Origin of the sequence: Micromonospora sp. WMMD734 (genome assembly GCF_049178975.1) — a bacterium.
In the GTDB taxonomy this organism is placed as follows: domain Bacteria; phylum Actinomycetota; class Actinomycetes; order Mycobacteriales; family Micromonosporaceae; genus Micromonospora; species Micromonospora wenchangensis.
This window is the reverse complement of record NZ_JBMHMK010000001.1, coordinates 5,340,420-5,365,813: the sequence shown is the minus strand read 5'-3', so window position 1 is coordinate 5,365,813 and position 25,394 is coordinate 5,340,420. Positions and strand designations below refer to the sequence as shown.

Here is a 25,394-nt window from a genome sequence, read left to right as displayed (position 1 = left end):
ATGTCGCCACGGTGATGGTGTGGCGACACGGCCGCATGTTGCCGCCGAGACCGTCGGTCGGGCGGGTCACGGTGCGATCGGAAGGATCAGCATGGCCAAGGCGGGTCAGCCCACGGTGGTCGGCCGGGGGCTCGGTGGAGAACTGCGTGAGTTGCGGGACGCTCGTCGCCTGGCGCAACGGCGGGTGGCCATCCGGCTCGGCTGGCAACCGTCCAAACTGTCGCGGATCGAGAACGGCATCCAGGGCGTCTCAGCCGCCGACGTCGCGTCCCTGCTGGTGATCTACGGGGTCACCGGGGACGCGCGCAAGCGGCTGCTCGGGATGGCCGAGCGGTCGGCCGAGGTCGGCTGGTGGGAGGCGATCGGCGGGCTCTCCGAGGAGTCGCGCACCCTGATCCGGCTGGAGGCGGAGGCGACCGCCATCGTCAACTGGGAGCCGATGCTGGTGCCCGGCCTGTTGCAGACGGCGGACTACGCCCAGGCGGTGATGGTCGGCTGCGGGGTGCCGGCCGACGAGGCGCAGGGGCGGGTGGCCGCCCGGCTCGGCCGGCAGGCGGTCCTGACCCGGCCCACCCCGCCGACCCTGCACGTGCTGCTCGACGAGATGGTGTTGCGCCGGGCGCTCGGCGGGTCCCGGGTGATGGCCCGGCAACTGCGGCATCTGGTGGAGGCGACCGACCGGCCGGGCCTGACCCTGCGGGTGGTGCCGCTGGCCGTGGGCGGGCACACCGGGCTGGACGGGTCGTTCGCGCTCTTCGACTTTCCGCGCAACCGGTCGGTGGTCTTCCTCGACCACAAGCTGACCGGGCTGTTCCTGGAAGAGGCCGCGCAGGTGGCGCACTTCCGGCGGGAGGTGGATAGGCTGGCGGAGGTGGCACTGAGCCCCGTCGATTCGGTGGAACTCGTTGCGCGGTACGCAACGGAGCACGAGCGAGAGTGAGCCTCGGATGATCATCCCCGACTTCTCCGGTGTGGCCTGGCGCAAGTCGACCCGCAGCGGCTCCAACGCCAACTGTGTCGAGGTGGCCGAGGTGGCTCAGGTGGTGGGCGTACGCGATTCGAAGGATCCGGCCGGGCCGGTGCTGGCCTTCGACCGCCGGTCCTGGGGCGCGTTCGTCGCCCATCCGCCGGTGCGTTCCGGGTTCTGACGGCGGCTGTGGGCGGTTGAGGGGTGGGGGTGCGTGATCACATTGCCTTTTTGGGCATCTTCATCGGCGTGTCTTCTCCCTATTTCCCAATCGGATCTTGAGTTCTGGGTCGGGGCGCGGCGGCGGTGTCGGCGGACGAAGGTCGGGTGGATGGTGCGCCGTTCCGGGCGGTCGAACTGATCGTGGGAACTGCCGGCCGCCGGTCGACGCGACCGAGGCGAAGCCGGCCGACCGGAGTCGCGGCGCGGGCATCGGTTCGGGCGAACCGTTCGCGTTCTTTGACTTCTGTGCACCCGGTTGATGGTCATCCTCGACGGGGTGGTGGGCAGGTGGCAGCCGGCTACGTGCTGACCTGCCAGGCCAGCCCGGTGACCGAAGCGCTGACGGTCGACTACGGCGGGTGACGGTGGGTAGGTCGGTATCGGGTCCCGGTGGGCGGACTGTGCCGCCGCCCAACGCAGTGGTGACCGGGCTCGGATCCTGGGATTGACGGAGCCAGCCGGGTGTCGGTTTGGAGACAACCCAGGCGTCTGGTGGGTCAGCCGGGCCATGGATGTGGCAGTCGGGTGTACGACTGAGGGACGGCCGTCGCGCCCATTGCCGCTGATCGGGAATGGTCTGCCGGCGTAACGGGCCGGGACGGGAGAGCCGGCGTGTCCGGTCTCCGGCGGCGAAAATCAGATCGGCGTACACATGTCAACAGTGGTGAAGAACCATGCCCGTTCGGCCATTCCTGCCCCGTACCCTCGCACGATGTTTTTCATTGACGCGTCTCGCTAGGGTTCTCCGGCAATCAAACGCTGTGTCCCAAGGCGCACACTCTGGGCGATGTGATCGGAGAGCGCGTGACGCTGAGTGAGAAGACGGCCCGTGGCAACGAGCCGTTGTCGGCGCTTGAACCTCAGCGTGAGACCGCAGGCCCGACTCGTGGCCGGCTGCGGAGCCTCGGACGGCGGATAGCCGATCTGGGTCCCTTCGCGCTCATCTTCGCGACGTACAGCCTTCTGGTCGATCACCTGCCCAATCAGTGGTTCAGCCAGGACTGGGTGCGTTATGCCTTTGCCGTGCTGGCCGCCCTCTGTATGGGGATCACCCTCAAATGGCTCGTCCAGCGACCGGGGCTGCAGAGATTCGTGGGCCCCTCGTTGGCTGCCGGCACGATGCTGCCCGGGGCCCGGGAACCGCGGCCGAGGTCGTTCGTCTCCGCACGGCAGATCATGGAGGGCACCCGGAGCCGGCTGATGGCCGATCTGCGTACCGCCAGCGGGACCCGGGGTGAGGTTTTCGGGTGGTCGCAGTTCATGGGGGAGCAGGTCCCGCCGAGCGCCATCGGGACGTCGTACGGCCTTCGTATCGCCCTCGCACTGGACCTCAGGGAGGCGCGGCTCGACCGCCGGCGGTTGGTGGACAACGTGGTGGCGCTACAACGGCCGGCAGGGGGTTGGGTCGCCCGCTCCCAACAGGATGTCGCCCGACCGGAAGTCACGGCATGGGTGCTCACCGCACTCGTACGAACCGGCCTGGATCCCGCCATCCGCTCCGAGTTGGTGGGACAACTCGAACGCATGATGACGCCGGAGGTCGACGGTGTCGGCTGGCAGCGCGTGACGGTTCTCAGCTCGGCGATCTCGGCGCTCGCCGAGGTTGCGCCCGCCTCGGCCAAGCTCGATGAGTTGACGACCCACCTGGTGGAGGGCGCCGTCCGGCAGCAGGCGGAGGGGGAGCCGGCCTGCATGGCCTGGGGCATGACGGTGAACCACGGAAGTGCGCCATCCGTACCGCACACCGCGAGAGCCGTGGTGGCTCTCCGCAAGGCCGCTCAGGCGGTTCGCGGTGACCGACGGGAGAAGCTCGACGAGTGTGTGGACGCGGGCATCGAATGGCTGATCCGAAACTCCCACTACGACGTCACTGACGAGCAGCTACGGCGGTTGACCAGTGCGGGCGACGCGATGGACACCATCATCGTCGGCCACTTCACGCCGGCCTGGGTGGCGCGGGCGCTCATGTGTCGCGCGGTCGATGAGCGGCGCCTGCCGCACCTGCAGCAGGCGGTCAGGGCAGTGCTCGACCTTCAAGAGAATGGGGTGTGGAAGTGGAAAGAGGAGCGAAAGGAGCCCACGTGGATGACCTATCAGGGGGTGCTGGTCGTACGGGACTACTCGATGCTGAATCTGCCCTGGCCACCTTGACCGATCGGATCCGGGTTGCGACCTGGAACGTCCGGGAGGGATTGCCCGCCGCCAGTGACGACGTGACCCGTCGGCCGGAGGCGCTGGCCGAGATGGTCGATCTCGTCAACGAGTTCGACATCGACGTGCTTGCCCTGCAGGAGGTGGACTTCACGACTGAGGGCGAGTCGGAGGTCCTGTCGGCGCTGCTCACCAGAACGGCGTTGCAGTATGCGGCCACCCTGCCGCTCTCCGAGTCGTCGTTCGAGCAGGGCAAGCGGGCGGGTGTCGCCATCGCCAGCCGCTACCCGGTCAGCCGGATCGGTGGAGTCGTGCTGCCCAACCCGCAGCTTTCCGCCACCAGGGGCCGCACCGTCATGGCGCTGCACGACAAGGGAATGGTGTCCTGCACGCTCGATTTCGGGTTTACCGAGGTGACCGTCGCCTCGCTGCATTCATTCCCCTTCCACCGGTTTGGTCGGGACGCTCGCGAGCCGGCGTTCTCCGGAATATGGAAGTCGGTGTCGGCAGCACTGCCCCGGTCTGTCGGGGGGCAGGTGGTCATCTGTGGTGACTTCAACACGGAGGATCGCGACCTGGTGCTGGGCTCGATGGCGAGCCCGATGGTGCGGGCGTTCGGCGAGATGGCGACGCACAACGGGATGGCGATCGACGACATTCTCTTCTCGGCCGACCTGTCGCGAGGTGCCGAGCCAAAGCTGGTGACCAATTTCTCGGATCACGAACTATGTGTGGTGGATCTCGTGTCGAGGTGGTGACATGTCGTCGCTCGTGCTGGGCACAAACTCGATGTCGGCTGTTGAGCGGCAGATCATGGCGGCACTCGCCGACAGTGCGGGGCAGCCGTCCGGGTCCGCCATCAGCATCCTGCGAGGGCTGGGACGGCCGGAACGGTTGAGTGCCCTGCTCACCGAGTTGCTGGACGACGACTCCCGCGCGGACGCGGTGGCCGCTCGTTCGCATCCGCATGCTCTCGGCTTCGACAAGTTCATTCTGGCTACCTTCGGTGAATTCGGCCAGTTGCGCATGCACGTCTGGTGGCCTGGGCGGCCCAGGATGCGCGAACATGTCCACGATCACCGCTTCGACTTTTCCTCGGTGGTGGTCGCCGGTCGACTCGACTGCCGCTACTACCACCCGGCCAGGAGCGGAGCGGTCCTCACCCGCTACCGGGAGTCGAGCCGGGATGGCGAGTCGGCCTGGCGTTTCGACCTCGTGGACGTGGTGTCCGTACGGGAGACCCTGGCAGTCCAACTCACACCGGGCTCGTCCTACTCGATGCCGTACGACCTGCTGCACCGGGTGGAGGCGGCGTCGACCACCACCGTCACCCTCATGCTCCAGGGACGGCTGTCGCGTGACTGGTCGTCGGTCCTGGTGGACACCACCGAGACAGTGCCGGCGCGGGTGGGTCGGCGCACCTTCGACATCGAGGAGATGCGTGGCAGGTTGATGGCGCTGAGAAGTCATCTCGCCGCCTGATGGCGTGCGGAGCCACGGGCAGGTCACCCGGACGGGCCCGTCGGCCAGCGCCGGGCGAGGTGGGGGGCCTCCCGGCGCGCACCGGGCGCCGGTGGGGTGCTTGTCACCCGTCGCCGGTGCTGTGCGGAACCGGAGGGCTGTCCGGCGTACGCTCGGGTTGTGACGGCGAACCGGGAGATCGACGACATCCTGCAACGCGGCGCTGACGGCGGGCGGATCACGCCCGAGGAGGCGCTGCTGCTCTACACCGAGGCGCCCTTCCACGCCTTGGGCGAGGCGGCGGACGCGGTACGCCGGCGGCGCTACCCGGACAACATCGTCACCTACCTGATCGACCGCAACATCAACTACACCAACGTCTGCGTGACGGCGTGCAAGTTCTGCGCCTTCTACCGGGCCCCCAAGCACGCCGAGGGCTGGACCCACCCGACCGAGGAGATCCTGCGTCGCTGCGGCGAGGCGGTCGAGTTGGGCGCCACCCAGGTCATGCTCCAGGGCGGCCACCACCCGGACTACGGCGTGGAGTACTACGAGGAGCTGTTCTCCTCGGTCAAGACGGCGTACCCGCAGCTCGCGATCCACTCGATCGGGCCGAGCGAGATCCTGCACATGGCGAAGGTCTCCGGCGTGAGCCTGGACGAGGCCATCGCCCGGATCAAGGCCGCCGGGCTGGACTCGATCGCCGGCGCCGGGGCCGAGATGCTGCCGGACCGCCCGCGTAAGGCGATCGCCCCGCTCAAGGAGTCCGGCGCGCGCTGGCTGGAGGTCATGGAGTTGGCCCACCGGCAGGGTCTGGAGTCCACCGCCACGATGATGATGGGCACCGGCGAGACCAACGCCGAGCGGATCGAGCACCTGCGGATGATCCGCGACGTGCAGGACCGCACCCGGGGGTTCCGGGCGTTCATCCCGTGGACGTACCAGCCGGAGAACAACCACCTCAAGGGCCGCACCCAGGCCACCACCCTGGAGTACCTGCGCCTGGTGGCGGTGGCCCGGCTGTTCTTCGAGACCGTGCCGCACCTGCAGGCGTCCTGGCTGACCACCGGCAAGGACGTCGGCCAGCTCGCCCTGCACATGGGCGTCGACGACCTCGGTTCGATCATGCTGGAGGAGAACGTCATCTCCTCGGCCGGCGCGCGGCACCGGTCCAACCTGCACGAGCTGATCGGCATGATCCGCTCGGCGGACCGGATCCCGGCCCAGCGGGACACCCTCTACCGGCGGCTGGCGGTGCACCACACCCCCGCCGACGACCCGACCGACGACCGGGTGGTGTCGCACTTCTCCTCGATCGCCATGCCCGGCGGGGGCGCCGGCCGTACGCTGCCGCTCGTCGAGGCACGCTGAGCCCGGCCGATTGTCGCGGGGAGTCACCGGTCGGGCTGGAATCGTGACTGGCTGAACGGGTCCGGGTGTCGGCCCAGGGGATATTCGTGGTCGCCGTTCGGCCGAGGCGGCGCGGGACCAGCCCCCACAAGACGCGGCAATTGGGGCGGCGTGCGGCACGCTGGGCGGATATTCCGCAGCCGGCGCTACGGCGCGGGGGTTGGCGCGGCGCGGCGGTGCCCGCTAACGTGCGCCCGACGTACCTCCGCTGACCGCCTGCGGCGAGCGGATGACGAGTGTCGTACGTCCTCCATCGGCCCGGGAGGGCCGTTCATATAAAACGGGGGCGGGACGGGTGACCGTCCCGCCCCCGCTCCTCCTCCGTTCGGCCCCGTCTCGGACAAAAACGCACGTCACGGCTGGCGTACCGGCGTCGATCTCGGATAACGTCCGCTCGGTTCGCCACATCAGCCCCACCTTTCCCAGCAGTCCCTAGCCCCCCGGGGGATCGATGACTCTGTTCCACCGCTCGGCCCTGGCCCGCCTCGGCGCCGTGGCCCTGCTCGCCGTCGGTGGCCTGGCCACCGTCGCCGCCCCGGCCAGCGCCGCCGACCAGGCGCAGCTCGACCTCGTCCCGCTCAGCTCCCAGCTGGCCCTGGGCGTCAAGGAGGCCAAGGCCAAGCCGTTCAAGTTCTCCGTGCAGAACGTCCGCGGCACGGTCGACGCCAAGAACGTGAAGGTCACCGTCGAGACCGCGGGCCTGAAGCCCAACAAGGTCGGGGTGCTCAAACCGGACGCCTGCGACGTCAGCGGCACCGCCTTCACCTGCTCCCTGTCCGACCTGGGGGGCACCACCGACGACATCGCCGCCGGCACCACCGAGGAGTTCGGCATCCCGCTGTTCGGCACCGACTCGCGCGGCAAGGCGGGCGTGCTGAAGGTGACCGTGAGCGGGTCCAACACCACGTCGGACTCGGTCGACCACGACATCATGGTCGTCAAGCCCGGCTACGACCTGACCACCTGGGTGCAGGACGTCTACGCCGACGTGGTGGTCGACGGCGACGAGGCCGGCGAGAGCGGACTGACCGGCGTCAAGCCCGGCGGGACCGCCCCGCTGGACTGGGCGGTCTACAACGGCGGCAGCCGCCGCGCGACCGGCGTCTTCTACGGGATCGCCCTGCCGGAGGGCGCCAGCTTCGTCGACCTGCCGGAGAGCTGCGTCACGCAGGACCTGGGCGGCGTGGTGGCGTACTGCGAGGACTCCGGCGCGGTGCTGCGGCCGGGCGAGTTCTACACGGCCGACGTCCGGATCAAGGTCGGCACGGGCGTCACCGAGAAGGTGCTCACCCCGGGCGTCCTGTTCGCCGCCGGGCTGACCGAGGCCGAGGGCACCCCGGAGGAGGAGCCGCAGGTCGCCAGCAAGGCGCAGCGCAAGGTCTTCACCGAGACCGACGACGGGGACAACACCTCGTTGTTCGACGTGTTCGTCGACCTGAGCACCGGCCCGAGCCCGAGCCCCAGCCCGACCGGTGAGCCGAGCCCGAGCACCAGCGGTCAGCCGAGCCCGAGCACCAGCGTCAGCCCGACGACCGGTGGCGGCACGGGTGGCGGCGACGGCGGTCTGCCGGTGACCGGTGCGCAGGCCACCCTGATCGGTGGCATCGGCGTCGTCGTGCTGCTCGCGGGCGGCGCGATGCTGATGCTCGCCCGTCGGCGTCGGCTGGTGCTGGTGGCACCGGGCGACGAGAAGCCGCAGAGCTGACCGGAGGCAGGTTTTCCGCACCACGGCAGGACGGCGGGCGGGGTGGGCGACCACCCCGCCCGCCGCGCGTCCGCCCCGCCTTGCGTGCCGCCCGTCGCCGACCCCCGGGTCGGTCGGACCCACCGGCGGGTGGGTGGGGTCAGGCTGGCAGAGTGGAGGGGTGAGCCGTACCCCGCAGGGCCAGCGCGCCGGCCTGGACAAGTCCCCGCACGAGGTCACCGCGATGTTCGACGGGGTGGCCGCCCGCTACGACCTGACCAACACGGTGCTGTCCTTCGGGCAGGACCGGTCGTGGCGACGGGCCACCCGGGCGGCGCTCGGGCTGCTCCCCGGTGAGCGGGTGCTGGACGTGGGCGCCGGCACCGGGGTGTCGACGCAGGAACTGGCCCGCTCCGGGGCGTACGCGGTGGGGGCTGACCTGTCGCAGGGGATGCTGCACGCCGGCAAGCGGGTCCGGCCGGAGGTGCCGCTGCTGGCCGGGGACGCGCTGCGGCTGCCCTTCGCCGACGCCTCGTTCGACGCGGTGACGATCTCCTTCGCCCTGCGCAACGTCAACGATCCCGATGCGGCGCTGGGGGAACTGGCCCGGGTGACCCGGCCGGGGGGCCGGCTGGTGGTCTGCGAGTTCAGCACGCCGGTGCACCCGGCCTTCCGTACCGTCTACCTGTCGTACCTGATGCGGTCGTTGCCGGTGGTGGCCCGGACGGTGTCCAGCAACCCCGACGCGTACGTCTACCTGGCCGAGTCGATCCGGGCCTGGCCGGACCAGGCGGCCCTGGCGGCGCGGGTCGGCGCGGCCGGCTGGGGCCGGGTGGCGTGGCGCAACCTGACCGGCGGGGTGGTGGCCCTGCACCGGGCCACCCGGACGTGACCGAGGGTGAAGCCGCTTTTTCCTTAATGTCTGCCTTTGGTCTAAATTGGGGCGTAAGCTCCCCGGCATGACCGGAGTAGTGCCCACCGACCCCGCGATCCCCGCCGACGACGATGCCGCCGAGCTGGTCGCCCAGCTCAGGGAGCTGGCCGGTGCGGACCCGGCCGAGGTCCGTCAGGTGGTGGCCGAGGTGCTGGGTGCCCTCGACAAGGCGGCCGGTGGAGCGCTGCGTGACCACCTGGCGGGGGCGATCCGGACCGGTGACGGGCTCGACGTCGCCCGGAACTGAGGGACGAACCCACCCCGACCGGCCTGTTTCCAGGAAGTTAGGTACCCCTCACCCGGCAGCTGTGTAACCACGGTCATAGACTCCAACCCGATCGGCTTGTGAAGCATTTCACGAGCGTGCGGGAGGAGGCGCAGATGACATCGGTGGAGAACGACGCCGACGTGATCGTGGTGGGCGCCGGTCCCGGTGGATCGGCGACGGCGTACCACCTGGCGCGGCACGGCGTACGCGTGCTGCTGCTGGAGAAGACCGAGTTCCCCCGCGAGAAGGTGTGCGGGGACGGGCTCACCCCCCGGGCGACCCGGCAGCTCATCCGGATGGGCGTGGACACCTCGCCCGAGGCCGGCTGGCTGCACAACAAGGGCCTGCGGGTGATCGGCGGCGGGGTACGCCTCGAACTGGACTGGCCCGACCTGGCCAGCTTCCCCAACTACGGCCTGGTCCGCACCCGGCTGGACTTCGACGACCTGCTCGCCCAGCGGGCGGTCTCCGCCGGTGTCGAACTGCGGACCAACGTCAACGTCATCGGCCCGGTGCTCGACGCGGCCGACCGGGTGGTCGGGGTGACCGCCGAGGTCGGCCCGGACCGGGAACCGGCCACCTTCCACGCCCCGCTGGTGGTCGCCGCGGACGGCGTCTCCGGCCGGTTCCCGCTCGCCCTGGGCCTGGCCAAGCGGGAGGACCGGCCGATCGGCGTGGCCGTCCGCCGCTACTACCGCTCGCCGGCCCGGCACGACGACGACTATCTGGAGTCCTGGCTGGAGCTGCGCAGCAAGGGCAGCGACGCGTTGCTGCCCGGCTACGGCTGGATCTTCGGCCTCGGTGACGGCCGGGTCAACGTCGGCCTCGGCGTGCTCAACTCCTCCTCCGCGTTCGGCAAGACGAACTACCGGCGGCTGCTGACCGACTGGCTGGCCAACACCCCGGCGGACTGGGGGATGACCGACGAGACCAACGCCGACGGCCCGATCCTCGGCGCGGCGCTGCCGATGGGCTTCAACCGGGTGCCGCACTACACCCGGGGGGTCCTGCTGGTCGGCGACTCCGGCGGCATGGTCAACCCGTTCAACGGCGAGGGCATCGCGTACGCGATGGAGTCCGGTGAACTGGCCGCCGAGGTCATCGTGCAGGCGCTGGCCCGGCCGGCCGGCCCGGAGCGGGAGCGGGCGCTGACCGCGTACCCGCAGGAGCTGAAGGCCCGCTTCGGTGGCTATTACCGGCTCGGCGGGATCTTCGTCAAGCTGATCGGCCGGCCCGAGGTGATGCGGATGGCGACCAAGCACGGCATGCCGCACCCGATGCTGATGCGCTTCGTGCTCAAGCTGCTGGCCAACCTGACCGACCCGCGCGGCGGGGACGCGATGGACCGGGTCATCAACGCGATGACGAAGGCGGCCCCGGCCGTGTGAGGCGTGACCGGGCCAGGGCCAACGGCGGCACCGGCACGGACAGGGATCGACCCCCGCTGACGGCAGTCACGAGGGACGTGAATAGTGTGAATTTTGTCAAGCACCTGGGGCAGGGGAAGGACGAGCAGGAGAAAAGATGTCGCTCTCGCCTTACGCACCGATCATCGGGCTGTTCGCCCTCGCCGCGGCGTTCTCGCTGTTCTCCGTGGCCGCCGCCCGCTTCGCCGGTCCCCGGCGCTACAACAAGGCCAAGCTCGAGGCGTACGAGTGTGGGATCGAGCCCAGCCCGCAGCCCGTGGGCGGGGGACGGTTCCCGATCAAGTTCTACCTGACGGCGATGCTCTTCATCGTCTTCGACATCGAGATCATCTTCCTCTACCCCTGGGCGGTCTCCTTCGACGCCCTGCCGATCTTCGGCTTCGTGGAGATGGTCCTGTTCATCGTCGCGGTCTTCGTCGCGTACGCCTACGTGTGGCGGCGCGGCGGGCTGGACTGGGACTGAGGGAGGAACGTCAGATGGGCATCGAGGAGAAACTCCCCGCCGGCGTCCTGCTCACCTCCGTGGAGAAGCTGGTCAACTGGTCGCGGAAGTCGTCCGTCTGGGGCGCCACCTTCGGCCTGGCCTGCTGCGCCATCGAGATGATGGCGGCCGGTGGCCCGCACTACGACATGGGCCGCTGGGGCATGGAGGTCTTCCGCGCCTCGCCGCGCCAGGCCGACCTGATGATCGTGGCCGGCCGGGTGAGCCAGAAGATGGCCCCGGTGCTGCGCCAGATCTACGACCAGATGGCCGAGCCCCGCTGGGTGCTCTCCATGGGCGTCTGCGCCAGCAGCGGCGGCATGTTCAACAACTACGCGATCGTCCAGGGCGTCGACCACGTCGTCCCGGTCGACATGTACCTGCCGGGCTGCCCGCCCCGCCCCGAGATGCTCATCGACGCGATCCTCAAGCTCCGCGAGAAGATCATGTACGAGCCGCTGGGCCCGAACGGCCGCAAGATGCAGGCGGCCCGGCTGGAGCGCGGTGACGTGCCCGTGGTGCCGTACGGCTCGATGCCGTCGTCGTACCGCAACGACAAGGCCCGCCGTGCCGAATGGACGAAGGCGGTCCGTGAGGGGCGCGAGGAGCAGTTGCGGATCGAGAACTGGATGAACGCCCAGAACCACCTCCAGACCCAGGCTGGCCCCAAATGAGCAACGATAGGAAGAACGACGGCGGGGTGCCGGTGCCGGTCACCCCGGCCGGTGCGACCAGCGGTGCTCCCGCCGAGCTGCCGCCGTCCAGCCCGGCCGGGCGCGGCATGTTCGGCATGCAGGGCACCGGCGACGTCTCCGGCTACGGCGGCCTGGTCCGCCACCGCACCCCGATCGAGGAGGCGCCCCGGCCGTACGGGGGCTACTTCGACGAGGTGCGCGACGCGCTGGAGGAGGCGTACCCGCAGTTCGGCGACGCGATCGAGAAGGTCGTCGTCGACCGGGGCGAGCTGACCCTGCACGTACGCCCGGAGCGGATCGCCGAGGTGTGCCAGGTGATGCGGGACGACCTCGCGCTGCGCTTCGAGCTGTGTTCCTCGGTGTCCGGGGTGGACTACCTCGGTGCCGACGAGCGCCGGCTGCACGTGGTCTACCAGCTCACCTCGATGACCTACCGGCGGCGGGTCCGGCTGGAGGCGGCCGTCTCCGCCGAGCACCCGCACCTGCCCAGCGTCACCGCCGTCTACCCGACGGCCGACTGGCAGGAGCGCGAGGCGTACGACATGTTCGGGGTCATCTTCGACGGCCACCCCAACCTGACCCGGGTCCTGATGCCGGACGACTGGGAGGGCCACCCGCAGCGCAAGGACTACCCGCTCGGCGGCGTCCCCGTCGAGTACAAGGGCGCGGAGATCCCGCCGCCGGACCGTAGGAGGTCATACCAGTGACCACGTCCAACTACGCGACCGAACGGGAGACCACCGAGGGGCGGGTCTTCACCGTCACCGGTGGGGACTGGGACCAGGTCGTCTCCGGCACCGACCCGATCAACGACGAGCGGATCGTCGTGAACATGGGTCCGCAGCACCCGTCGACGCACGGCGTGCTCCGGCTGATCCTGGAGCTGGAGGGCGAGACGGTCCGCGAGGCCCGCTCGGTCGTCGGCTACCTGCACACCGGCATCGAGAAGAACCTCGAATACCGCAACTGGGTGCAGGGTTCGACGTTCGTGACCCGGATGGACTACCTCTCCCCGATCTTCAACGAGACGGCGTACAGCCTCGCGGTGGAGAAGCTGCTCGGCATCACCGACGACATCACCGAGCGGGCCACCACGATCCGGGTCCTGATGATGGAGCTGAACCGGATCTCCTCGCACCTGGTCTGGCTGGCCACCACCGGCATGGAGCTGGGCGCGATCTCGATCATGCTGTACGGCTTCCGCGAGCGGGAGTACATCCTCGACATCTTCGAGACCATCACCGGCCTGCGGATGAACCACGCGTACGTCCGGCCGGGCGGGGTGGCGCAGGACGTCCCGGACGCGGCGATCGCCAAGATCCGCGACTTCCTCGCGATGATGCCGAAGAAGCTCAAGGAGTACGAGGACCTCCTCTCCGGTCAGCCGATCTGGACCGAGCGCACCCAGGGCGTCGCGGTGCTCGACGTGACCGCCTGTGTCGCGCTCGGCGTCACCGGCCCGGTGTTGCGCTCCGCCGGCCTGGCCTGGGATCTGCGCAAGACCATGCCGTACTGCGGCTACGAGACGTACGAGTTCGACGTGCCGACCCACCCGGACGGTGACGTCTGGGGCCGCTACCTGGTCCGGCTCGCCGAGATCCGGGAGTCGCTCAAGCTGGTCGAGCAGGCGTTGGACCGGTTGAAGCCGGGCCCGGTGATGGTCGCCGACCGCAAGATCGCCTGGCCGGCGCAGCTCGCCATCGGCGTGGACGGCATGGGCAACTCGCTGGAGCACGTCGCCAAGATCATGGGTCAGTCGATGGAGTCGCTGATCCATCACTTCAAGCTGGTCACCGAGGGCTTCCGGGTCCCGCCGGGCCAGGTGTACGTCGGCATCGAGTCGCCCCGGGGCGAGCTGGGCGTGCACGCGGTCTCCGACGGTGGCACCCGGCCGTACCGGGTGCACTACCGGGAGCCGAGCTTCGTCAACCTCCAGGCCCTTCCGGCGATGGCCGAGGGCGGCCTGATCGCCGACGTGATCGCCGGTGGCGCCTCGCTGGACCCCGTGATGGGTGGTTGTGACCGGTGAGCGCGAGGAGTGCAGCGAAGCGGAGCCCCGCAGTCGCGAACGGAAGGCGACTCTGATGACGACGTTTACTGAAGAGACCCGGGTCCGGGCGCGGGAGATCATCGCCCGCTACCCGGCCGACCGGTCCCGCTCGGCGCTGCTGCCGCTGCTGCACCTGGTGCAGGCCGAGGAGGGCTACGTCTCCCCGGCCGGGGTGGCGTTCTGCGCCGAGGTGCTGGGACTGAACAAGGCCCAGGTCGGCGCGGTGGCCACCTTCTACACCATGTACAAGCGCCGGCCCACCGGTGACTACCTGGTCAGCGTCTGCACCAACACGATGTGCAACGTGCTCGGCGGGCAGGAGGTCTACGACACGCTCGTCGAGCACCTGGGCGTCGGGCACGACGAGACCACCGCCGACGGGAAGATCACCCTGGAGCACGCCGAGTGCCTGGCGGCGTGCGACTACGGCCCGGTCATGACCGTCAACTACGACTTCTTCGACGGCGTCGACCCGCAGGGCGCGGTCGGTGTGGTGGACGAGCTGCGCGCCGGGGGCCGGCCGATGCCGACCCGGGGTGCCCGGCTCTGCACGCTCAAGGAGATGGCGGTCCAGCTCGCCGGCTTCGCCGACGAGCGCGACGGCGCGGTGGCCGACGGCGGGCCGGGCGAGGCCACCCTGCGTGGCCTGCGCCTGGCCGAGCAGCACGGCATCACGGCACCGGGCTACGACCCGAAGACCCCGATCCGCAGCAAGGCCGAGGCCGACCGGGCCGCCGCCGAGGCCAAGGCGAAGGCCGAGGCCGCCAAGGCCCCCGCCCCGGCCGCTCCGGCGGCGAAGCCGGAGCAGGTCACCGGCAGCACCGCGCCGGACGTGAAGGCCCCGGACGACAAGTCGCCGCAGGTGCGTACCGCCGAGACCCGGCAGCCCGACGCGGCCACCGCCGTGCCGGACGCCCCCGGCACCAGGGTCCCGGCCGACGGCACGCCACCGGCGTCCCGCGACGCGCAGGCGGCGCAGGCGGCCGGGGTGGCCGCGAACGCCCCCGCCGGTGACGGCAAGCCCGCCGGCGACGAGGCCGGTGCGCAGGAGCGCAACCTCAAGGAAGCCGAGGCGGAAACGGGCGCTGCCGGCGCGGGCTCCGCCGTCGCGAGCGAGACGGGGGCCCAGAAGTGACCACTCCCCGGCCGGAGACCCTGGCCAAGCTGACCCCGGTGCTGACCCGCCGCTGGCTGTCCCCGGACGCCTGGCGGATCGGCGGCTACGAGAAGCTCGACGGCTACGCCGCGCTGCGCAAGGCCCTCAGGGCCCACCCGGACGACCTGATCCAGCTGATCAAGGACTCCGGCCTGCGTGGCCGGGGTGGCGCGGGCTTCCCCACCGGCCTGAAGTGGGGCTTCATCCCGCAGGGCGACGGCAAGCCGCACTACCTGGTGGTCAACGCCGACGAGGGCGAGCCGGGCACCTGCAAGGACCTGCCGCTGATGACCCACGACCCGCACTCGCTGGTCGAGGGGGTCATCATCGCCTCGTACGCGATCCGGGCCAGCCGGGCCTACATCTACATCCGGGGTGAGGCGGTGCACGCCGCCCGCCGGCTGCGCAACGCGGTGGCCGAGGCACAGGCCAAGGGCTACCTCGGGCGCAACATCCTGGGCACCGGGTTCGACCTGGAACTGGTCGTGCACTCCGGTGCCGGGGCATACATCTGCGGCGAGGAGACGGCGCTGCTGGACTCGCTGGAGGGGTTCCGGGGTCAGCCCCGGCTCCGCCCGCCGTTCCCGGCCACCCACGGCCTGTACGCCAGCCCGACGGTGGTCAACAACGTCGGCACCATCGCCAGCGTCCCGTACATCGTGCTGGGCGGCGCGGACTGGTGGAAGTCCATGGGCACCGAAAAGTCGTCCGGACCGATGATCTACTCGCTCTCCGGGCGGATCGTCAACCCGGGCCAGTTCGAGTGCGGCCTGGGCGTCACCCTGCGCGAGCTGATCGAGCTGGCCGGCGGGATGCAGCCCGGTCACCAGCTCAGGTTCTGGACGCCCGGCGGATCGTCCACCCCGCTGCTCACCGCCGAGCACCTGGACGTGCCGCTGGACTTCGAGGGGGTGGCGGCGGCCGGCTCGATCCTGGGCACCACGGCCACCCAGATCTTCTCCGACCAGGACTGCCCGGTCTACGCGACCTACCGGTGGCTGGAGTTCTACCACCACGAGTCGTGCGGCAAGTGCACCCCGTGCCGGGAGGGCAACTACTGGATGGTCCGGGTCTACCGGCGCATCCTGGCCGGCCAGGGTACCCACGAGGACCTGGACACTCTGCTCGACACCTGCGACAACATCCTCGGCCGCTCGTTCTGCGGTCTGGGTGACGGCGCGACCAGCTCGGTGACCTCGTCGTTGCAGTACTTCAAGCAGGACTACCTCGACTACATCGAGGGGCGTACCGCGCCGAAGCTGTCGGACAAGCAGCTGGTGGGGGCGCACTGATGAACGCGAGTCCTGTAGTCGCGAAGGGAAGGCGACTCTGATGACCGACGTAGCCAAGCAGACCGAGACGGTCACGCTCACCATCGACGGCGTCGAGGTCACCGCCCCCAAGGGGGCGCTGCTGATCCGGGTCGCCGAGCAGTTGGGCACCGAGATCCCCCGGTTCTGTGACCACCCGCTGCTGGCCCCGGCCGGCGCCTGCCGGCAGTGCCTGGTCGAGGTGGAGGGGCAGCGCAAGCCGGTCGCCTCCTGCACCCAGACCGTCGCCGAGGGCATGGTGGTCCGTACCCAGCTCACCTCCCCGGTCGCCAAGAAGGCGCAGGAGGGGGTGATGGAGCTGCTGCTGGTCAACCACCCGCTGGACTGCCCGATGTGCGACAAGGGCGGTGAGTGCCCGCTGCAGAACCAGGCGATGTCCACCGGCCGTACCGACTCCCGCTTCCACGAGCACAAGCGGGAGTACGTCAAGCCGATGGAGATCAGCACCCAGGTGCTGCTCGACCGGGAGCGCTGCGTGCTCTGCCAGCGCTGCACCCGGTTCTCCGAGGAGATCGCCGGCGACAAGTTCATCGACCTGATGGGCCGGTCGTCCGCCGAGGAGATCAACATCTACCGGGACGACGCCTACGGTGCCGAGGGCGACTCCGGCGACGTCCCCTTCAACTCGTACTTCTCCGGTAACACCGTGCAGATCTGCCCGGTCGGCGCGCTCACCGGGGCGCAGTACCGGTTCCGGGCCCGCCCGTTCGACCTGGTCTCCAGCCCGAGCGTCTGCGAGCACTGCTCGGCCGGCTGCGCGCAGCGCACCGACTGGCGACGGGGCAAGGTGCTGCGCCGCCTCGCCGGGGACGACCCGCAGGTCAACGAGGAGTGGAACTGCGACAAGGGGCGGTGGGGCTTCCAGTACACCCGCGCCTTCGACCGGCTCACCACCCCGCTGGTGCGTGACGAGAAGTCAGGTGAGCTGCGGGAGGCGTCCTGGAGCGAGGCGCTGACCCGGGCCGCCGACGGGCTGCGGGCCGCCCGCGACGAGGGTCGCGGCACGGCGGTGCTCACCGGCGGCCGGCTGACCGTCGAGGACGCCTATGCGTACGCGAAGTTCGCCCGGGTCGCCCTCAACACCAACGACATCGACTTCCGGGCCCGGCCGGTCTCCCGCGAGGAGTCCGACTTCCTGGCCAGCACCGTCGCCGGGGTCACCGACGTGACCTACGCCGACGTGGAGAAGGCGTCCACGGTGGTGCTGGTCGGGCTGGAGCCGGAGGAGGAGTGCCCGATCCTCTTCCTGCGGCTGCGCAAGGCGTACCTGAAGAAGAAGCTGACGGTCTACGCGATCGCCCCGTTCGCCACCCGCGGCCTGGAGAAGCTCGGGGCCAAGCTGGCCCGGGTGGTGCCGGGCGAGGAGGCGAGCGTGCTCGCCGAGCACGACACGGTGGCCGAGGCGCTGAGCGCCGAGGGCGCGATCCTGTTCGTCGGCGAGCGGCTGGCCGGCGTGCCGGGTGGCCTCTCCGCCGCCGCGGACGTCGCCAGGCGTACCGGTGCGAAGCTGGCCTGGGTGCCGCGGCGCGCGGGTGACCGGGGTGCGGTCGACGCGGGTTGCCTGCCCAACCTGCTGCCCGGTGGACGTCCGGTGACCGAGCCGTCGGCCCGTGCCGAACTGGGTGAGGCGTGGGACATTCCGGCCGGGGTGATCCCCAGCCAGGCCGGTCGGGACACCGACCAGATCCTGGCCGCCGCCGCGAACGGTCAGCTCGGCGCCCTGGTGGTGGCCGGGGTGGACCCGGCCGACCTGGCCGACCCGAGGCTGGCCGAGCAGGCGCTCGACGCGGTGCCCTTCCTGGTCAGCCTGGAGCTGCGCAACTCGGCGGTGGCCCGCCGGGCCGACGTGGTGCTGCCGGTGGCCCCGGTGGTCGAGAAGGCCGGCAGCTTCCTCGACTGGGAGGGCCGGCTGCGCACCTTCGAGGCGGTGCTGCACACCACCGCGATGACCGACGCCCGGGTGTTGGACGCGATCGCCGCGCAGCTCGACGTCCGGCTCGGCACCGGCGACGTGTCGAGCATCCGCCGGGAGCTGGGCGCGCTGCCGCCGACCCGGGCGGACCGGCCGGTCAGCCCGTCGGTGGCCCCGGCGACCGTGCCCCAGCCGGGTGCGGGCGAGGCGGTGCTGGCGACCTGGCACCAGCTGATCGACCTGGGCAGCCTCACCGACGGCGACGAGCACCTCGCCGGCACCGCCCGTCCGCCGGTGGTCCGGCTGGGCAAGGGCACCGCCGAGACGCTCGGCGTGGCCGACGGTGACCCGGTCACGGTGGGCACCGACCGGGGTGCGGTCACCCTGCCGGCGGCCATCACCGAGATGCCCGACGGTGTCGTCTGGCTGCCGACCAACTCGCCCGGTTCGACCGTACGGCGCAGCCTCGGCGTCGCGTCCGGCACGGTGGTCCGGATCTCCGGAGGTGCACAGTGAACACCCTCCTGGCGCAGGACCCGACACTGGCGGACTTCGGCAGGGACCCGTGGTGGCTGGTCCTTATCAAGATCGTCTTTGCCTTCGTCTTCGGTCTGCTCGCCACCCTGCTCGGCGTCTGGTTCGAGCGGCGGGTCGTCGGCTACATGCAGGTCCGGCCCGGCCCCAACCAGGTCGGCCCGTTCGGCCTGCTGCAGACCCTCGCCGACGGCCTCAAGATGGCCTTCAAGGAGGACATCCTCCCGAAGGCCGCCGACAAGGTGGTCTACTTCTTCGCCCCGGTCATCTCGGTGGTCTGCGCGGTCACCGCGCTGTCGGTGATCCCGTTCGGCCCGATGGTGAGCATCTTCGGCCACCGGACCCCGTTGCAGGTCACCGACGTGCCGGTGGCGGTGCTGGTGCTGCTGGCCTGCTCGTCGCTGGCCGTCTACGGCATCGTGCTCGGTGGTTGGGCCTCCGGCTCGACGTACCCGCTGCTCGGCGGCCTGCGCTCCAGCGCCCAGATGATCTCGTACGAGGTCGCGATGGGGCTGAGCATCGTGGCGGTGTTCATGACCGCCGGCACCATGTCCACCAGCGGGATCGTCGCCGCCCAGGGGGACGCCACCCGGCTCACCATCGCCGGCACCGAGATCCCCGCGCCGGGCTGGTACGCGATCCTGCTGCTGCCCAGCTTCATCATCTTCTTCATCGCCACCGTCGGGGAGACCAACCGGGCGCCGTTCGACCTGCCCGAGGCGGAGTCGGAGCTGGTCGCCGGCTTCATGACCGAGTACAGCTCGCTGAAGTTCGCGCTGTTCATGCTCTCCGAGTACGTAGCCATGGTGACCATGTCCGCGGTGACCACGACGCTGTTCCTCGGCGGCTGGCGGGCCCCCTGGCCGATCACCCTGTGGGCCGACGCCAACACCGGCTGGTGGCCGATGCTCTGGTTCTTCGGCAAGGTGCTGATGCTGGTCTTCGTCTTCGTCTGGCTGCGGGGCACCCTGCCCCGGCTGCGCTACGACCAGTTCATGCGCTTCGGCTGGAAGGTGCTGCTGCCGATCAACCTGGTCTGGATCCTCGTCCTGGCCGGGCTGCGCTCCATCGAGGACTGGCAGTCGCGGGACCGGCTGCTCGCCACCGCCATCGGTGCGGGTGTGCTGCTGCTCGCGACGCTGCTGTGGCCGAGCCGCAAGCCGGCCCCGAAGCCGACCCCGCAGGAACAGGCCGACAGCCGGCCGTACGGCAGCTTCCCGCTGCCCCCGCTGGATCTACAGGTACCACCGAGCCCGCGCACCAAGCGCGTGGTCGCCGAGCGGGAGCCGGCCAACATCGCCACCGGCTCGGACTCCAGGGAGGTGTGACGTGGGCGCGATCACCGGAACGTTCAAGGGCTTCGGGGTCACCTTCTCGCACATGTTCAGGAAGGTCGTCACCACCGACTACCCGTTCAAGCCGCCGGTTTCGGCGCCGCGCTACCACGGGCGGCACATCCTCAACCGGCACCCGGACGGCCTGGAGAAGTGCATCGGCTGCGAGCTGTGCGCCTGGGCCTGCCCGGCGGACGCGATCTACGTCGAGGGTGGCGACAACACCGACGAGCAGCGCTTCTCGCCGGGCGAGCGGTACGCCAGCGTCTACCAGATCAACTACGCCCGGTGCATCTTCTGCGGGCTCTGCATCGAGGCCTGCCCGACCCGTTCGCTGACCATGAGCAACGAGTACGAGCTGGCCCGGGACAACCGGCAGGACCTGATCTTCACCAAGGAGCAGTTGCTCGCTCCGCTGCTCGAAGGCATGGAGCAGCCGCCGCACCCGATGCGGCTCGGTGACAGCGAGAAGGACTACTACGTCGGCGCGCTGACCAACCCGGGCACCTCGGCCGGTGCCGAGCAGTCGCCGATGGGGCCCGGCCGCTACCGGGTCGAGGAGCACCCCGGGGTGACCTTCCCGGGTGCCGAGCAGGCGGCTCAGCGGGCGGCGGGCAAGGGAGCCGGAGCATGAACACGTCCACGGTGCTCGCCGCGGCGGGCCAGGTGTCCGGGGGTGAGGAGGTCACCTTCTGGATCCTCGCCCCGCTGGCGCTGATCGGCGCGATCGGCATGGTCTGGGCGCGCAACGCCGTGCACTCGGCGCTGTTCCTGGTGCTCACCATGCTCTGCCTGGGCGTGTTCTACGTGCTCCAGGCGGGGCCGTTCATCGGCATGGTGCAGATCATCGTCTACACCGGCGCGATCATGATGCTGTTCCTGTTCGTGCTGATGCTGGTCGGTCGGGACGCCTCCGACTCGCTGATCGAGACGCTGCGCGGCCAGCGGGTCGCCGCGGTGGTGCTCGGGCTCGGCTTCGCCGGGCTGGTCGGCACCGGCCTGTACCGGGCGCTGGACGGGGTCACCGCCGTCGGTCTGGAGCAGGCCAACGCGGAGGGCAACGTGCAGGGAATCGCCCGGCTGCTGTTCACCAAGTACGTCTTCGCCTTCGAGCTGACCTCCGCGCTGCTGATCACGGCGGCGATCGGGGCGATGGTGCTGGCGCACATCGAGCGGCGCAAGGAAGACAAGATGGACCAGGTCGCCACGATGAAGGCCCGGTTCCGCCCCGGCAACTACCCCGGCCCGAAGCCCGGTCCGGGCGTCTTCGCCACCTCCTCCTCGGTGGCCACCCCGGCCCGGCTGCCCGACGGTCGGCTGACCGACCGCAGCACCCCGGCGATCCTGCCGCAGCGGGAGCTGACCGCCGAGGAAACCACCCTGAAGGGGACGGAACGGTGAGCGCGAGGAGTGCAGCGAAGCGGAGCCCCGCAGTCGCGAACGAAAGGTCGGTCCGGTGACCCCCGACTACTACCTGATCCTGGCCGCGGTGCTGTTCACCGTCGGCGCGGTCGGCGTGCTGGTGCGGCGTAACGCGATCGTGCTGTTCATGTGCGTCGAGCTGATGCTCAACGCGGCCAACCTGACGCTGGTCACCTTCAGCCGGATCAACGGTGACCTCAACGGACAGATCATGGCGTTCTTCGTGATGGTGGTGGCGGCGGCCGAGGTCGTGGTCGGGCTCGCGATCATCATGTCGATCTTCCGGACCCGACGCTCCGCGAGCGTCGACGACGCCAACCTGCTGAAGTACTAAAGGGGCCCTGCGGTGGATGAGATTCTGACGTACGCCCAGGCAGAGCCGACCGGCGCCGTCACCTACGCGGCGGCGGACGGCCTGCTGAGCAGCGTCTGGCTGCTGGTGGCGATCCCGTTGGCCAGCGCGGCGATCCTGCTGCTGCTCGGCCGGCGGGCCGACCGCTGGGGGCACTGGCTGGGCGTGGCGGCGATCGGTGCCGCGTTCGTGCTGGGGCTCACCTCGTTCTTCCAGCTGCGCGGGCTGGAGAACAAGTCCGTCGAGCTGAGCCTCTGGGACTTCATCACGGTCGGCAACCTGCGGGTGGACTTCGGTCTGCTCTTCGACCCGCTGGCCGCGGTCTTCGTCCTGCTGATCACCGGGGTGGGTTTCCTGATCCACCTCTACGCGGTCGAGTACATGGCGCACGACGAGGGCCGGCGACGGTTCTTCGCGTACTTCAACCTGTTCGTCGCCGCGATGCTGCTGCTGGTGCTCGGCAACAACTACGTGATGCTCTACTTCGGCTGGGAGGGCGTCGGTCTGGCGTCGTACCTGCTGATCTCCTTCTGGTACGGCCGGCCGAGCGCGGCCACCGCCGGCAAGAAGGCGTTCCTGATGAACCGGGTCGGCGACGCCGGCCTGGCGATCGGCATCTTCATCCTGTTCGCCACCCTCGGCACCACCCAGTACGACGAGGTCTTCTCCTCCGTGGGCGGGCTGGCCAGCGGCACGGTGCTGGTGCTGGGCCTGCTGCTGCTGCTCGGTGCGGCCGGCAAGTCCGGCCAGTTCCCGCTCCAGGCGTGGCTGCCGGACGCGATGGAGGGCCCGACCCCGGTGTCGGCGCTGATCCACGCGGCCACCATGGTCACCGCCGGCGTCTACCTGATCGCCCGCTCCAACCCGATCTTCTCGGCCAACGAGACGCTCCAGCTCGTGGTGGTCAGCGTCGGCGCGTTGACCCTGCTGATGGGCTGCGTCATCGGCGCGGCCAAGGACGACATCAAGCGGGTGCTGGCCTGGTCGACGGTCAGCCAGATCGGCTACATGTTCCTCGGCGTGGGCCTCGGCGGCGCGGCGTACGCGCTGGCCATCGTGCACCTGCTGGCGCACGGCTTCTTCAAGGCCAACATGTTCCTCGGTGCCGGCTCGGTGATGCACGGCATGCACGACCAGGTGGACATCCGCCGCTTCGGCGGGCTGTCGAAGTACATGAAGACCACCTGGATCACCTTCATGATGGGCTGGCTCGCCATCATCGGCATGTTCCCGTTCTCCGGCTTCTTCTCCAAGGAGCCGATCATCGTGGCCGCGTTCGAGCGGGAGGGCTGGACGGCCTGGCTGTTCGGCGGGGCGGCGCTGCTCGGCGCGGGGCTGACCGCGTTCTACATGACCCGGTTGTTCGTGCTGACCTTCCACGGCCCGAAGCGGTGGACCGAGGACATCGAGCACCCGCACGAGTCGCCGAAGCTGATGACCATCCCGCTGATCCTGCTGGCGATCGGCTCGGTCGGTGCCGGTTTCCTGCTCGCCACCTCCGTACCGGACTGGCTGACCGCCACCGCCGGGCTGGGCGGCGAGCACGCCGAGCACGCAGCGGTCCTGCCGCACTGGCTGCTGACCACGCTGTCGCTGGTGGTGACGGTGCTCGGTGCCGGGCTGGCCTGGGCGCTGTTCCGCAACGGCACGGCCACCGCGCCGCAGCCGGCCGGGGTGCTGGTCACCGCCGCCCGACGCAACCTCTACACGGACGCCTTCAACGAGGTGGTCTTCGAGAAGCCGGGCATCTTCCTCACCCGGGCGCTGGTCTTCCTCGACAACCGGGGCGTCGACGGGCTGGTCAACGGCCTGGCCGCCGGGGTCGGGGGCGGTTCGGGTCGGCTCCGGCGGTGGCAGACCGGTTTCGTCCGGTCGTACGCCACCTCGATCCTGACCGGCGCGCTGCTCGTGGTGGCGGCGTTCCTGGCGGTGCAGGCGGGGTGGCTGGCGTGATCGACCTCAATGCGACCGCCCCCGCCGGCGGGCCCCGCATCCACGACGGAGGTAAGGCCGCATAATGTCCAACTTCCCGTTCCTCTCGGTGCTGACGGTGGCACCGCTGGTCGGTGCCCTGGTCGTGGCCTTCCTGCCGCGTCGCCGGCCCGACCTGGCCAAGCAGGTGGCGTTCGGCTGGTCGCTGCTGGTGCTGGCGCTGTCGGTGGTGATGTGGGTCACCTTCTCCGCCGACGGTGACCGGCTCCAGTTCCACGAGTCGTACCCGTGGATCCCCACCTGGGACGTCAACTTCACCTTCGCGGTCGACGGCATCGCGCTGGTCATGCTGATGCTGATCGCGGTGCTGGTGCCGCTGGTGATCCTGGCCTCCTGGCACGACGCCGACGCCTCGAAGCGGTCGGTGCCTGCCTACTTCGCCCTGCTGCTCGTCCTCGAATCCACGATGATCGGTGTCTTCGCCGCCGCCGACGTCTTCCTGTTCTATGTGTTCTTCGAGGTCATGCTGGTGCCGATGTACTTCCTGATCGGCAGCTACGGCGGCCACCAGCGGCAGTACGCGGCGGTGAAGTTCTTCCTCTACTCGCTGGTCGGCGGGCTGTTCATGCTGGCCGCGGTGATCGGCCTGTGGGTGGTCGGCGGCAAGACCTTCGACTGGCAGGCGCTGACCCAGGTGGACATCTCCACCGGCACCGAGCGCTGGCTGTTCCTCGGCTTCTTCCTCGCCTTCGCGATCAAGGCGCCGTTCTTCCCGTTCCACACCTGGCTGCCGGACGCCGGTCGGGCCGCCCCGGCGGGTGCCGCCGCGCTGCTGGTCGGCGTGCTGGACAAGGTCGGCACGTTCGGCATCCTGCGGTACTGCCTGCCGCTGTTCCCGGAGGCGTCGAAGTGGTTCGCGCCGTGGGCGCTGGCGCTGGGCCTGATCGGCATCCTCTACGCCGCGTTGCTCGCCGTCGGCCAGTCCGACCTGAAGCGGCTGGTGTCGTACACCTCGATCGCGCACTTCGGGTTCATCGGGGTCGGCATCTTCGCCTTCACCACCCAGGCGGGCACCGGCGCGGTGCTCTACATGCTCAACCACGGGCTCGCCACCGGCCTGCTGTTCCTGGTCGTCGGGATGCTCATCGCCCGCCGGGGATCGTCGCTGATCTCCGACTTCGGCGGGGCGGGCAAGCTGGTCCCGCTGCTGGCCGGGGTGCTCTTCTTCGCCGGTCTGGCCTCGCTGGCGTTGCCCGGCACCGCGCCGTTCGTCTCCGAGTTCCTGGTGCTGATCGGCACGTTCACGGTCAACAAGCCGGTCGCGGTGATCGCCACGCTGGGCATCATCCTGGCCGCCGCGTACGTGCTGTGGATGGTGCAGCGCACCACCCAGGGCACGCTCAACCCGGAGTTGACCGAGGTCAAGGCGATGCACCGCGACCTCACCCTGCGCGAGAAGGCCGTGGTCGCTCCGCTGATCGCCCTGATCGTGCTGCTCGGCTTCTATCCGAAGCCGGTCACCGATGTGATCAACCCCGCCGTCCAGGCGACCATGCAGGACGTCGGCAAGACCGATCCCGCCCCCGAGGTCGGCAGCGTCCAGGAGGCTGCACAGTGAGCGCGAGGAGCGAACGGGCGCAGCGAGTGAGCCCCGCAGTCGCGGGCGAAAGG

The 25,394-nt window shown here is 70.0% G+C and carries 23 protein-coding genes; all 23 read left to right on the top strand.

Annotated features, from left to right (window positions below; translation table 11 throughout):
• Positions 1-91: 91 nt before the first annotated feature.
• On the top strand, positions 92-940 hold the full coding sequence (locus ACN267_RS23020; RefSeq protein ID WP_421489633.1) for a helix-turn-helix domain-containing protein: 849 nt from the start codon (positions 92-94) through the stop codon (positions 938-940).
• 7 nt (positions 941-947) lie between these two features.
• Entirely contained in the window at positions 948-1,148 is a 201-nt protein-coding gene (locus tag ACN267_RS23015) for a DUF397 domain-containing protein (RefSeq protein WP_421489632.1), read from the top strand.
• A gap of 845 nt (positions 1,149-1,993) precedes the next feature.
• Entirely contained in the window at positions 1,994-3,340 is a 1,347-nt protein-coding gene (locus tag ACN267_RS23010) for a hypothetical protein (RefSeq protein WP_421489631.1), read from the top strand.
• Positions 3,337-4,098 (top strand): endonuclease/exonuclease/phosphatase family protein, encoded by a 762-nt coding sequence (locus ACN267_RS23005; RefSeq protein WP_421489630.1) that lies wholly within the window; start codon positions 3,337-3,339, stop codon positions 4,096-4,098. The genes ACN267_RS23010 and ACN267_RS23005 overlap by 4 nt, the downstream gene beginning before the upstream one ends.
• A 1-nt stretch (position 4,099) precedes the next feature.
• On the top strand, positions 4,100-4,822 hold the full coding sequence (locus ACN267_RS23000) for a hypothetical protein (protein WP_421489629.1): 723 nt from the start codon (positions 4,100-4,102) through the stop codon (positions 4,820-4,822).
• Positions 4,823-4,981: 159 nt separating this feature from the next.
• Positions 4,982-6,172: a cyclic dehypoxanthinyl futalosine synthase gene (gene mqnC / locus ACN267_RS22995; protein WP_421489628.1), complete on the top strand. Its 1,191-nt coding sequence runs from the start codon at positions 4,982-4,984 to the stop codon at positions 6,170-6,172.
• Between the two features lie 490 nt (positions 6,173-6,662).
• Positions 6,663-7,916 carry an LPXTG cell wall anchor domain-containing protein gene (locus ACN267_RS22990; protein ID WP_421489627.1) on the top strand — a complete coding sequence of 418 codons (1,254 nt, stop codon included), beginning with the start codon at positions 6,663-6,665 and terminating at the stop codon, positions 7,914-7,916.
• A gap of 160 nt (positions 7,917-8,076) precedes the next feature.
• Positions 8,077-8,787: a demethylmenaquinone methyltransferase gene (locus ACN267_RS22985; RefSeq protein ID WP_421489626.1), complete on the top strand. Its 711-nt coding sequence runs from the start codon at positions 8,077-8,079 to the stop codon at positions 8,785-8,787.
• A gap of 67 nt (positions 8,788-8,854) precedes the next feature.
• Positions 8,855-9,076, top strand: coding sequence for a hypothetical protein (locus ACN267_RS22980; RefSeq protein ID WP_421489625.1), 222 nt, complete (start codon positions 8,855-8,857; stop codon positions 9,074-9,076).
• A gap of 134 nt (positions 9,077-9,210) precedes the next feature.
• Positions 9,211-10,485 (top strand): geranylgeranyl reductase family protein, encoded by a 1,275-nt coding sequence (locus ACN267_RS22975; protein ID WP_204958663.1) that lies wholly within the window; start codon positions 9,211-9,213, stop codon positions 10,483-10,485.
• 136 nt (positions 10,486-10,621) lie between these two features.
• On the top strand, positions 10,622-10,987 hold the full coding sequence (locus tag ACN267_RS22970) for an NADH-quinone oxidoreductase subunit A (RefSeq protein WP_067300536.1): 366 nt from the start codon (positions 10,622-10,624) through the stop codon (positions 10,985-10,987).
• 14 nt (positions 10,988-11,001) lie between these two features.
• Complete coding sequence (locus ACN267_RS22965; protein WP_067300532.1) at positions 11,002-11,679, top strand: NuoB/complex I 20 kDa subunit family protein; 678 nt, start codon at positions 11,002-11,004, stop codon at positions 11,677-11,679.
• Complete coding sequence (locus ACN267_RS22960; RefSeq protein WP_421489624.1) at positions 11,676-12,407, top strand: NADH-quinone oxidoreductase subunit C; 732 nt, start codon at positions 11,676-11,678, stop codon at positions 12,405-12,407. Before ACN267_RS22965 ends, ACN267_RS22960 begins: the two co-directional genes overlap by 4 nt.
• Positions 12,404-13,729 carry an NADH-quinone oxidoreductase subunit D gene (locus tag ACN267_RS22955; RefSeq protein WP_421489623.1) on the top strand — a complete coding sequence of 442 codons (1,326 nt, stop codon included), beginning with the start codon at positions 12,404-12,406 and terminating at the stop codon, positions 13,727-13,729. Before ACN267_RS22960 ends, ACN267_RS22955 begins: the two co-directional genes overlap by 4 nt.
• Before the next feature lie 55 nt (positions 13,730-13,784).
• Positions 13,785-14,885 (top strand): NADH-quinone oxidoreductase subunit NuoE, encoded by a 1,101-nt coding sequence (gene nuoE, locus ACN267_RS22950; RefSeq protein WP_204958666.1) that lies wholly within the window; start codon positions 13,785-13,787, stop codon positions 14,883-14,885.
• Positions 14,882-16,198, top strand: a complete 1,317-nt coding sequence (gene nuoF / locus ACN267_RS22945) for an NADH-quinone oxidoreductase subunit NuoF (protein ID WP_204958667.1) — start codon at positions 14,882-14,884, stop codon at positions 16,196-16,198. The genes nuoE and nuoF overlap by 4 nt, the downstream gene beginning before the upstream one ends.
• 40 nt (positions 16,199-16,238) lie before the next feature.
• Positions 16,239-18,665: an NADH-quinone oxidoreductase subunit G gene (locus tag ACN267_RS22940; RefSeq protein WP_204958668.1), complete on the top strand. Its 2,427-nt coding sequence runs from the start codon at positions 16,239-16,241 to the stop codon at positions 18,663-18,665.
• Positions 18,662-20,011, top strand: coding sequence for an NADH-quinone oxidoreductase subunit NuoH (gene nuoH / locus ACN267_RS22935; protein ID WP_204958669.1), 1,350 nt, complete (start codon positions 18,662-18,664; stop codon positions 20,009-20,011). The genes ACN267_RS22940 and nuoH overlap by 4 nt, the downstream gene beginning before the upstream one ends.
• Position 20,012: 1 nt before the next feature.
• Positions 20,013-20,651, top strand: a complete 639-nt coding sequence (nuoI, locus tag ACN267_RS22930) for an NADH-quinone oxidoreductase subunit NuoI (protein WP_067300509.1) — start codon at positions 20,013-20,015, stop codon at positions 20,649-20,651.
• On the top strand, positions 20,648-21,418 hold the full coding sequence (locus ACN267_RS22925) for an NADH-quinone oxidoreductase subunit J (protein ID WP_204958671.1): 771 nt from the start codon (positions 20,648-20,650) through the stop codon (positions 21,416-21,418). The genes nuoI and ACN267_RS22925 overlap by 4 nt, the downstream gene beginning before the upstream one ends.
• A 55-nt stretch (positions 21,419-21,473) precedes the next feature.
• Complete coding sequence (gene nuoK, locus ACN267_RS22920; protein ID WP_067300503.1) at positions 21,474-21,773, top strand: NADH-quinone oxidoreductase subunit NuoK; 300 nt, start codon at positions 21,474-21,476, stop codon at positions 21,771-21,773.
• 12 nt (positions 21,774-21,785) lie between these two features.
• Positions 21,786-23,744 (top strand): NADH-quinone oxidoreductase subunit L, encoded by a 1,959-nt coding sequence (gene nuoL / locus ACN267_RS22915; RefSeq protein ID WP_421489622.1) that lies wholly within the window; start codon positions 21,786-21,788, stop codon positions 23,742-23,744.
• 64 nt (positions 23,745-23,808) lie between these two features.
• Positions 23,809-25,341 carry an NADH-quinone oxidoreductase subunit M gene (locus ACN267_RS22910; RefSeq protein WP_421489621.1) on the top strand — a complete coding sequence of 511 codons (1,533 nt, stop codon included), beginning with the start codon at positions 23,809-23,811 and terminating at the stop codon, positions 25,339-25,341.
• The last annotated feature ends 53 nt before the right edge of the window (positions 25,342-25,394 follow it).